General features: G+C 34.9%; 10 protein-coding genes and 1 other RNA gene. 6 read left to right on the forward strand and 5 right to left on the reverse strand.

What is annotated here, in order from left to right; all coding sequences use genetic code 11:
• Position 1: 1 nt before the first annotated feature.
• The gene (locus tag ACFQ13_RS05100; RefSeq protein ID WP_386114792.1) at positions 2–832 is read left to right on the forward strand and encodes a DUF3822 family protein; all 831 of its coding nucleotides are present in this window, start codon (positions 2–4) and stop codon (positions 830–832) included.
• Positions 823–1371 (forward strand): RsmD family RNA methyltransferase, encoded by a 549-nt coding sequence (locus ACFQ13_RS05105; RefSeq protein WP_114309426.1) that lies wholly within the window; start codon positions 823–825, stop codon positions 1369–1371. Before ACFQ13_RS05100 ends, ACFQ13_RS05105 begins: the two co-directional genes overlap by 10 nt.
• A gap of 45 nt (positions 1372–1416) precedes the next feature.
• Here the strand turns inward: ACFQ13_RS05105 and rnpB are convergent.
• Positions 1417–1727, reverse strand: an RNA gene (gene rnpB / locus ACFQ13_RS05110) — RNase P RNA component class A.
• 145 nt (positions 1728–1872) lie between these two features.
• Here rnpB and dnaX point away from each other — a divergent pair.
• From dnaX to miaE, 3 genes are read left to right on the forward strand one after another with little or no spacing between them, the layout of a single operon-like run.
• A complete protein-coding gene (gene dnaX / locus ACFQ13_RS05115) occupies positions 1873–3597 on the forward strand; it encodes a DNA polymerase III subunit gamma/tau (protein WP_386114794.1) in 1725 nt (574 codons plus the stop codon).
• 4 nt (positions 3598–3601) lie between these two features.
• Entirely contained in the window at positions 3602–4186 is a 585-nt protein-coding gene (locus ACFQ13_RS05120) for a hypothetical protein (protein WP_386114797.1), read from the forward strand.
• Positions 4187–4188: 2 nt separating this feature from the next.
• Positions 4189–4770 carry a tRNA-(ms[2]io[6]A)-hydroxylase gene (miaE, locus tag ACFQ13_RS05125; protein ID WP_386114799.1) on the forward strand — a complete coding sequence of 194 codons (582 nt, stop codon included), beginning with the start codon at positions 4189–4191 and terminating at the stop codon, positions 4768–4770.
• A gap of 81 nt (positions 4771–4851) precedes the next feature.
• Here the strand turns inward: miaE and ACFQ13_RS05130 are convergent, their stop codons facing one another.
• The 4 genes from ACFQ13_RS05130 to ACFQ13_RS05145 form a co-directional block, all read right to left on the reverse strand.
• Positions 4852–5382: a porin family protein gene (locus ACFQ13_RS05130; protein ID WP_386114802.1), complete on the reverse strand. Its 531-nt coding sequence runs from the start codon at positions 5380–5382 to the stop codon at positions 4852–4854.
• Between the two features lie 105 nt (positions 5383–5487).
• Positions 5488–6393, reverse strand: a complete 906-nt coding sequence (locus ACFQ13_RS05135; RefSeq protein ID WP_386114805.1) for a Ppx/GppA phosphatase family protein — start codon at positions 6391–6393, stop codon at positions 5488–5490.
• A gap of 3 nt (positions 6394–6396) precedes the next feature.
• The gene (ppk1, locus tag ACFQ13_RS05140) at positions 6397–8451 is read right to left on the reverse strand and encodes a polyphosphate kinase 1 (protein ID WP_386114807.1); all 2055 of its coding nucleotides are present in this window, start codon (positions 8449–8451) and stop codon (positions 6397–6399) included.
• Positions 8451–8936 (reverse strand): SixA phosphatase family protein, encoded by a 486-nt coding sequence (locus ACFQ13_RS05145; RefSeq protein ID WP_386114809.1) that lies wholly within the window; start codon positions 8934–8936, stop codon positions 8451–8453. The genes ppk1 and ACFQ13_RS05145 overlap by 1 nt, the downstream gene beginning before the upstream one ends.
• A gap of 320 nt (positions 8937–9256) precedes the next feature.
• On the opposite strand from ACFQ13_RS05145, the gene ACFQ13_RS05150 reads away from it, so the two are divergent.
• On the forward strand, positions 9257–9499 hold the full coding sequence (locus ACFQ13_RS05150; protein WP_386114812.1) for a hypothetical protein: 243 nt from the start codon (positions 9257–9259) through the stop codon (positions 9497–9499).
• The last annotated feature ends 4 nt before the right edge of the window (positions 9500–9503 follow it).

Raw genomic sequence — 9503 nt, forward strand, 5'->3', positions numbered from 1 at the left:
TTTGAAAATAAACGATATTAAAGAACTGTCCATTCAAATTAATTTGAATGGGCTTTCTTTTTGTATACTAAACAAAACTCAGAATTCTATTAAGTTTCTTAATAGCATTACCTTTGATGTTAAGCAAACTCCAGACGAAGTCCTTCAACTTTTAAAAGAGGAACTCAGTCAACAAGCGGTGTTTTCTGAAGATTTTAATGCTGTTAGAGTTATTCACCAAAACGAACTATCAACCTTAGTTCCTGAAGCACTCTACGATGAACAATACAAAACCGACTACTTAAAGTTTAATTCTAGAATTTTAAGAAACGATTTTATCACTGAAGATCGCCTCTCTACCAACAACAGTGTTAATGTTTACGTTCCTTATGTCAATATCAACAATTACATTTTTGATACTTTTGGTGCCTTTGAATACAAGCATGCCTCCAGTATTCTTATAGATGCATTATTAAACCTTACTCAAGAGACCGAGGAAGACCAAACGGCTGAAGCTAAAGTCTATATTCATGTTAATACCGTAAGCATTGAAGTGTTAGTGGTTAATGGCACGCAATTAGAACTGTTTAACACGTTTGAATACTACAGTAAGGAAGATTTTCTTTATTATATTTTATTTGTGTTTGAGCAGCTAAAACTCGACCCCGAAACCACCGAAGTAGAACTTGCAGGCCACATCTCCCTTGGCGATGAGCTTTATGTTTTACTCTACACTTATATCAGACATCTTAACTTTGTAGATAAAGACTACAATTACGCTATAGATACAGACTTAGATAGACGCTATTTATATCATTATTTTTTAATCTTAAATTCCTTTGAATGCGCATAATTTCAGGATTATTTAAAGGCAGACGTATTACGGCGCCTAAAAAGTTACCCGTAAGACCTACCACTGATATGGCTAAGGAAGCCTTATTTAATATTCTTAATAATCAATATTATTTTGACGATATCTCTGTTTTAGATTTATTCTCAGGCACTGGTAATATTAGTTACGAATTTGGATCGCGAGGCACTACACAAATTACTGCGGTAGACGATCACTATGGCTGTATTAAATTTATAAATGAAACGGCAGATGCTTTTGATTTAACCATCAGTACCATTAAAAGTGATGTTTTTAAATTTTTAGAAAGATCCAAACAAAAGCATACTATCATTTTTGCGGATCCTCCTTACGATTTTGAGGTGGAAGCTTTTTCTAAAATTCCAGAATTGGTCTTTCAAAATGCCTTATTAGAAGATGAAGGCGTTTTAATTGTAGAACACTCTAAGCATACTGACCTAAGTCATTTAGAGCATTACGCCTACTCAAAGAGTTACGGTGGAAATATGTTTAGTTTTTTTGAACCAGACAGCGAATCGTAACACACTTATAAAAAACAAAGCTTCATGAAAATCATGAAGCTTGTTTATTTAAGCATATCTATAAGCCGAATTCTGTACTCCAAAAAAAGAGCCCTTATCATTTATCTACGTTTACTGTTACCAGCAAACTTTAGCTGCCTACCCTCTAACAATCGCGCGTGTACGCTCAAGCGTTAGTATACATGACATTGCACCTCATAGAGTTTACCTGGTTTCACTACAGCATGACCTGTACATACTTTCTGTTGCACTTTTCCTCACCTTCCGGCGGATGGCTGTTAACCACTATGATTACACTATGGTGTTCGGACTTTCCTACCCTAAATACATTTAGAATCGATAAGGCGATATACTTGCCGCAAAAGTACATAAATTGTTAATAACTCCTATTAAATTTCAATCCTTATAAAGAGCATTTAAATGGTTATTATTAAATTTGTCATTCAGTAATAAATTTTAAGTCTCACAACACCGAAAGGTATTTAATTAGCACAGTAAACATTGGAACACTTTGTAGTATCGGCTCGAAAATACAGACCACAAACCTTTAAGGATGTTGTAGGTCAACAAGCTATTACAAACACTTTACTGAATGCTATAGAGAACAATCACTTAGCCCAAGCCCTATTATTTACAGGGCCAAGAGGGGTTGGTAAAACTACCTGCGCTCGTATTTTGGCTAAAATGATTAATAGCGACGGACAGACTAGTGAAGACGAAGATTTTGCCTTTAATATATTTGAACTTGATGCCGCGTCTAACAACTCTGTAGATGACATTAGAAATCTAACAGACCAAGTACGTATTCCGCCTCAGGTTGGAAAATACAAAGTCTATATTATTGATGAGGTCCACATGTTGTCTCAGTCGGCCTTTAACGCTTTTCTTAAAACTTTAGAAGAGCCACCAAAGCATTGTATTTTTATACTTGCAACAACTGAGAAACATAAAATTATTCCGACTATATTATCACGTTGTCAAATTTTTGATTTCAAACGTATAACGGTTTCAGATGCCAAAGACTATTTAAAATATATTGCACAAGAGCAAGGTATTGAAGCTGAAGATGATGCTTTACACATTATTGCGCAAAAGGCTGATGGCGCCATGCGAGATGCCTTATCTATATTTGACCGTGTGGTTAGTTTTTCTGGAAAGCACCTTACACGACAAGCGGTTACAGAAAACCTAAACGTATTAGATTACGAAACGTATTTTACCAGTACAGATCTTATATTAGAGAATAAAATTCCGGAGTTATTAGTACAACTCAACAGCATTCTCTCTAAAGGTTTTGATGGCCATCATTACATTGCAGGTTTAGCTTCTCATTTTAGAGATTTAATGGTCTGTAAAAATCCTGCCACCATCCCTTTATTAGAAGTTGGTGAAGATACCAGTCTAAAATACAAAGAACAGTCCCAGAAAACCTCGCATGGCTTTTTAATGCAAGGTATACAGCTCGCCAACGACTGCGACCTCAAATACAAGACTAGTAAAAATCAACGTTTACTCGTTGAACTCACGCTTATGCAACTTGCCTCTATCACTTTTGATGGAGAAAAAAAAAATTCTAAGCACTTCATAATTCCGCCGTCTTATTTTAGAGCCAAAGGCATAAGCCCTATTGCGGTTACAAAACCTAAGCCAGCGGCCGCTAAGACTGCAGCCAATACACAGGCCTCACAAACCACAGCACAAAGTACACCGCCTGCTGCTAAAACGCCAAAGCCTAGTATCCCAAAGTTATCCTTAGATCAAGCTAATAAACGCACCTCAGGACTTTCCTTAAAAAGTATTAGGGAGAAAAAACAACATCAATTACGCCAAATGGACGTGGTTATTGATGAAGACAATCTGCCTAAAGAACCGGTTACACAAGAAGCGTTGACCGAAGCTTGGCAAGAGTACACCAACCAAATGGATAAAAAAGGGGAAAAAATTATGGCCTCTATTTTACAAATGGACGATCCTAAATTAAACGGAACAACCATCCATTTAACCTACTCTAACAGCACCAATAAAATAGAATTACAGCGTGCCGAATCTGCTTTAATGGGCTTTTTAAAGAAAAAGTTATTAAATTACGATCTAGCGCTAGACATTACAGTGAACGAAGAAATTGCAAAAAAGTTTGCTTATACTCCTATTGAAAAGTACGAAAAACTAAAAGAGAAAAACCCGAACGTTGAGATTTTAAGATTAAAATTTGGACTAGACATTTAATACCATGCGACATACTATAGCTATTTTTATCCTAATTATTTTTGGCACTATTAGCTGTCAAGGACCTAAAAGTAAGCGTCAAGCCTTGTCCGAAAGTATTACCGAATTTAAGAACAACGTCACTTTAGAAAAACAAGTTTTTATTCCTAAGGCGTATATAGAGCGTGAGGTAGACACCTTATTACGCAACGGGTATCGCGTTAAAATTAAGACCTACGCAGACATGAGTCAAAGCGTGTTAATTTCTAAAATAAAAGATACCGTAAATTACCAAACGCACTACCGTAATTTTAACTTCGATATTCGTGTTGAAAAAGAAGGCCAATTAATTTACGAAGAACATTTTAACAAAGCGAAAGCCAACGCCTTATTAGGGTATCGTGATAATTATGAGGCGGATTCGCCTTTTTATAACTTCCATTCCTTAGGCGTATTAGAATCTATACAGGTTGATGATGAGCCCGCATTAAAAGATGAAGTTCTTATAGATGTGGTGTATAGCATTCCTGAAACGGATCGTTTTGCCCAACACACCTTATTTATTAATGAAGATGGGAACCTACAAATGGTACATGTAACACAAAATTAATTATGCTAGGATTAAAATTACCAACTGACCCAAGATGGGTTAATATCGTTGAAAAAAATATTGAAGATATTTTAACAGACCATGCTTACTGTGAGCAAAAGGCAGCAAGTACAGCTATTTCTCTTATTGTAAGCTTTCCGGAATACACGGAATTAGTAGAGGAAATGATTGCTTTGGTCAATGAAGAAATGAGTCATTTTAAAATGGTGCATGATCTCATCTTAGAACACGGATGGACGTTGGGTAGAGACCGTAAGGACGACTATGTTATTGCGCTTTTAAAATTCTTCCCAAAAGGCGGAAGCAGAACCACACAATTGGTACACAGACTCCTTTATGCAGCTTTAATTGAAGCTAGAAGCTGTGAACGTTTTAGATTACTTTCAGAAGCTTTAGAAGACCAAAAACTCGCTAAATTTTACCGTAAATTAATGATTAGTGAAGCCAACCATTATACAATGTTTCTAAATTTCGCACGAACTTATGGCGACCGTACGGAAGTCGATGAAAAATGGGAAGCCCTACTTGTTTATGAAGCCGAAATAATGAAGGACCTAGGGAATAAAGAAACCATTCATGGTTAAGCTAAAAACCTCTTGAAATCACTCATAAAAAAAACGCCTTAACTAAAGTTAAAGCGTTTTTTTTATGTTAGTAATGTCGTTTTATAATTTCATTCCTATACCAAATTGTAACACATGGTTATTGGCTTCTGTATCTGTAAAATCTTCATCTAAAATATTAGTAATACCATAATAATACCTTGCATCTACAAATAACTCATCGGTAATCATATATTCTAATCCTGCCACACCAGAAAAGGCAAACGTCTCAAAGCTATCTTCATAAGCCCACGTTTTTAAGGCTATTTGAGGGCCATAACCTAAAGTAAAGTTATCCGCTATATTTACTCTAAATAGAATAGGTAACTTTATATAATCGGCTCTAAGATTACGTTCTTTTCCACCTTCTGCAGACCACTGTAATTCTGTAAGTAATGAAACACGGCTAGACAAATTAAACTCTACAAAACCTCCAAATGCAAAACCGTTTCTATGTTGGTTTTCAAAGGTTGCATCGGGTTCAAAATCTAAATTAGACACATTTAATGCGCCTCGAACACCATACAGGATATCTTGTGACATTCCGATAGAAGTAGACGCTACAAACAATAAGGCAACAATGTATTTTTTCATAATTTTCAATTTGAGAATACTAATATATATAAATTCTGAAACGAAGATGAATTAATAGGTCTATATAGAGAAAAATCGGACAAATGGAATATTTCGTACTTATAACTACACAGTTACACTCGAAACGGTCTCATAATACATGCTTTTTATAATCCCATCAGAGAGTCCAATTTTAGGAACATAAATATCTTTTGCCCCACTCCATTTCATTGCTGAAAGGTAAATTCTAGTTGCAGGAATAATCACATCGGCCCTATCTTGATTAAGGTTGAGTTTGGTAATACGTTCTTCATAAGAATAATTTTGAAGCATCTTATAGTAACTCGTTAAATAGAAATAGGTCAACGGTTTTCCGGCGTCTTTACCCGAGATTTTAAAAATCTTATTGATATTTCCACCAGAACCGATAAGCGCTATTTTTTCATAAGGACTTGTATGCTCTTTGATCCAGCGTTCTAGCTCTATCCAGGTTTCATTCTTTACAATATCATTCAACAGTCTTACGGTTCCGATTTTAAAGGAAAGCGATACTTTTTTATCGCCATTATGGATTACGGAGAACTCTGTACTTCCTCCCCCCACATCTACATATAAATAGGTTTTATTAGGGTTTATAAAAGACTGCAAATCTGTAGCAGCAATTATAGCTGCTTCTTCTTCCCCGTCAATAACTTCGATATTAATCCCACAGGTCTCTAAGATTTTTTCCGTTAAAGGCGCACTATTGGCAGCCTCGCGCATCGCCGAGGTAGCACAAGCCTTATATCTTACCACACCATGCGACTTTATAAGAAGACTAAAAGCCTTCATGGTGTCTAACATCCGTTCTTGGTTGTATTCTGAAATTTCCCCCTTTAGAAACACATCTGCACCTAATCGAATTGGGACTCTGACCAGTGAGTTTTTTTTAAAAACCACCTTGGTGTCATCTTGTTCTATAATGTTTGAAATTAATAATCTTACAGCGTTAGATCCAATATCAATAGCTGCATATTTTTGTATTTTCAGCATGTTCTATCCTTCAAATTTGTTTAAATAATACTTGTATGTATCAAATTGTGCTCTCACTTTTGGTTTATCGTTTCTAAGATAAGTATTATTTTGCGTTTCATCAATGATTCTAGCTTTAACATTGTCATTCCAACAAATCTCATATAAATCTTGAAGCTCCTGTTTGATGTCTTCGTCATAGATTGGGCAACTTACCTCTACTCTATGATCTATATTTCTCGTCATCCAATCTGCTGAAGAAATATAAATTTTTGGGTCGTTATCATTAGAAAAAATATACAAACGGGTATGTTCTAAAAACTTATCGATAATACTGATTATCTCTATATTTTCACTCATTCCTTTTACGCCTGGAACTAAGCAACAGATCCCTCTTACAATCATCTGAATTTTAACACCTGCCCGACTAGCTTCATACAGCTTATCAATCATCTTATAACTACTGATACTATTCATTTTCAGCTTTATATAAGCAGACTTTCCGGCTTTGGCGCTTTCAATTTCCTTATCTATTAAACTAAATATTTTAGTCTTGGTATAGTGCGGAGATGTGATAATATGTTTGTAGCGATTTACCTTATAATTCACCTCAAAAAAGTTAAAGACCTTATTCACATCTTTAAGAATTTTAGCATCCGAAGTCATCAATGTAAAATCCGTATAAATTTTAGCTGTAGACTCATTAAAATTCCCTGTACTTATAAAACCATACCTTACAAGCTTGTCATTCTCTTCGCGCTCAATAACACACATTTTACAATGTACTTTTAAGCCGGTTACCCCAAAGAGCATAGTAATGCCTTCGTCTTGCATCTGCTCTGCATAATTAATATTAGCCTCTTCATCAAAACGGGCTCTAAGCTCAATAGATACGGTAACTTTTTTTCCGTTTTTTGCGGCATTAATTAAAGAACTGGCCACGTGAGAAATTTGCGCCAATCTGTAGATGGTAATTTTTATGGTTTTTACTTGTGGGTCTAAGGCCGCTTCACGCAAAAACTTAACAATATAAGAGAAGGTATGATAAGGCGTATACACCATATAATCCTTCTTCGCGATGGTTTTAAAAATACTATCTTCAAAACTAAGTCCTTTTACAGGAAGTGGTTTAATTTTATCATAGAGCAAATCTGTACGACCTAAGCTTGGAAAGCTCATATAGTCTCTTCGATTATGGTAACGCCCTCCCGGAATGATACTTTCTTTTTCATCTATAGCCATCAATTTTAGAAGAAAGGTGAGCGTATCAGGATCAATATTCATATCGTAAACAAAACGCACTGGCGCTCCACTTTGGCGATCTTTTACACTTTCAGATAGCTTATCGATAAAACTTTTACTCAGATCACTGTCAAAATCCAACTCCCCATCGCGAGTAATTTTAATCATATGGGCACTAATTGCGTCGTAAGTAAATATATTAAAGATATCATCGAGGCAATACCTTAAAATATCATCCACCATGATAATATAGCTATTCCCATCTAAACTTGGTAAGACCACAAAACGATCCATGGTAGAAGAAATCTCTATAAGCGCCACCTGATCTTTACCTTCCTTGGTACTCATTTTTACAGTAAGGTAGGCCGATATATCCATAAGTTCGGGTAAGGCCACCTCTTCATTTAACATGATGACCACTAATGCCGGACTCAACTCTTGATAAAAATAGTTTTTTATAAAATCGTGATGACGTTCATCAATTTTAGTCTCATTAATCACATAGATGTTCTCCTTTTGGAGTTCCAAATCAATTTCCTCTAAAATTTCTAAACTATAACTCTGTTGCGCAATTACAATTTGTGTAATCTCCTCTAAAAGATCACCTGCACGGATACCTCCAAGTTCTGATTTTCCACCTTTTCCCGCTTCATAAATACGTTTTACCGTAGCATATCTTACCTTAAAGAATTCATCGAGGTTATTAGAGAAAATTCCAAGGAAACGCAAACGCTCAATAAGCGGCACATCCTTATCTGCCGCCTCTTGAAGTACACGCTCGTTAAATTTTAACCAACTTAACTCTCTATTAATATATATGTTTTTATCTTTTGTCATTATCTTAAATCCTTTGGAATAATAATTAGTTCTGTGGTTCCTTTTTTCAACGCATTCCAATCTTCAATATCTACACAAATTTTCACTAAACCACTTGTAGGAAGATTATCTATATATTGATTTCCAAAGATATTAGAAATTGACGTTAAAGCGTGGTTGTGACCAAAAATCATAACCTGATCAACATCATTTCTTAACCTTTTTATAAAGTCAATAACATTTCTACCATCAAAATCATATAGTTCTTCATCAATTGTAATCTGATCCACTTCCCTATTAAATATCGTAGTGAAAATCTTACAAGTATCGAGTGCTCTTTTGGCTGGACTAGAAAAAACGTTTAACGGTGCGCTATTTTTCTTACAAAACTCTTGAGCTACTAATGCCGCATCCGTTCTACCACGCTGTTTTAAAGGCCTTTCGCGATCTAACACATCATATTCCCATGATGACTTTCCGTGTCTAACAAGTATAATTTCCTTCATTTTATGTCGATAAAGTGCATTTATTCTCGATAAAGAGTTGCATATGTCCGTTTTGACGAGTATATTGCCTCTTCAACTCAAATATTTGTGTATGCTTTTAGTTATAAGTTATTTTGTTTTGTAAAACTAAAGTAAATGACCCCAAATTTAAAACATATTAATAAATCCATTTACTAGTCTTACAAAACAAAATTCCCTCCCTCAAAATATTTAATGATGTTATTAAACAGCATATGTTTAATAAAGAATTGGTATAAAATAAAAATTGAAAATAAAACATCGCAGTGCGACTATAAAAATTTTGTTAATCAATATTAAGTATGAAAACTATGTTAACCAAAATATTAATAGGGACTAAAAGCTATAAGTCTGCTTTATTAGACTTAGCGCTATTACTTATAAAACATTATAAGCAACTTACTGAAGACTTTTATACTACTCTAAAAAGTCAACCATGGACCTACGGTTCAATGCCTTTTCTTAAATCACAATTTAAAAACAATATAACGCTACCAATATTTACCTTAATTAAACCACACAATCAAATTTTAAAGCAATCATAGCCTG

Source organism: Winogradskyella rapida (genome assembly GCF_042675845.1).
GTDB classification, from domain to species: domain Bacteria; phylum Bacteroidota; class Bacteroidia; order Flavobacteriales; family Flavobacteriaceae; genus Winogradskyella; species Winogradskyella rapida.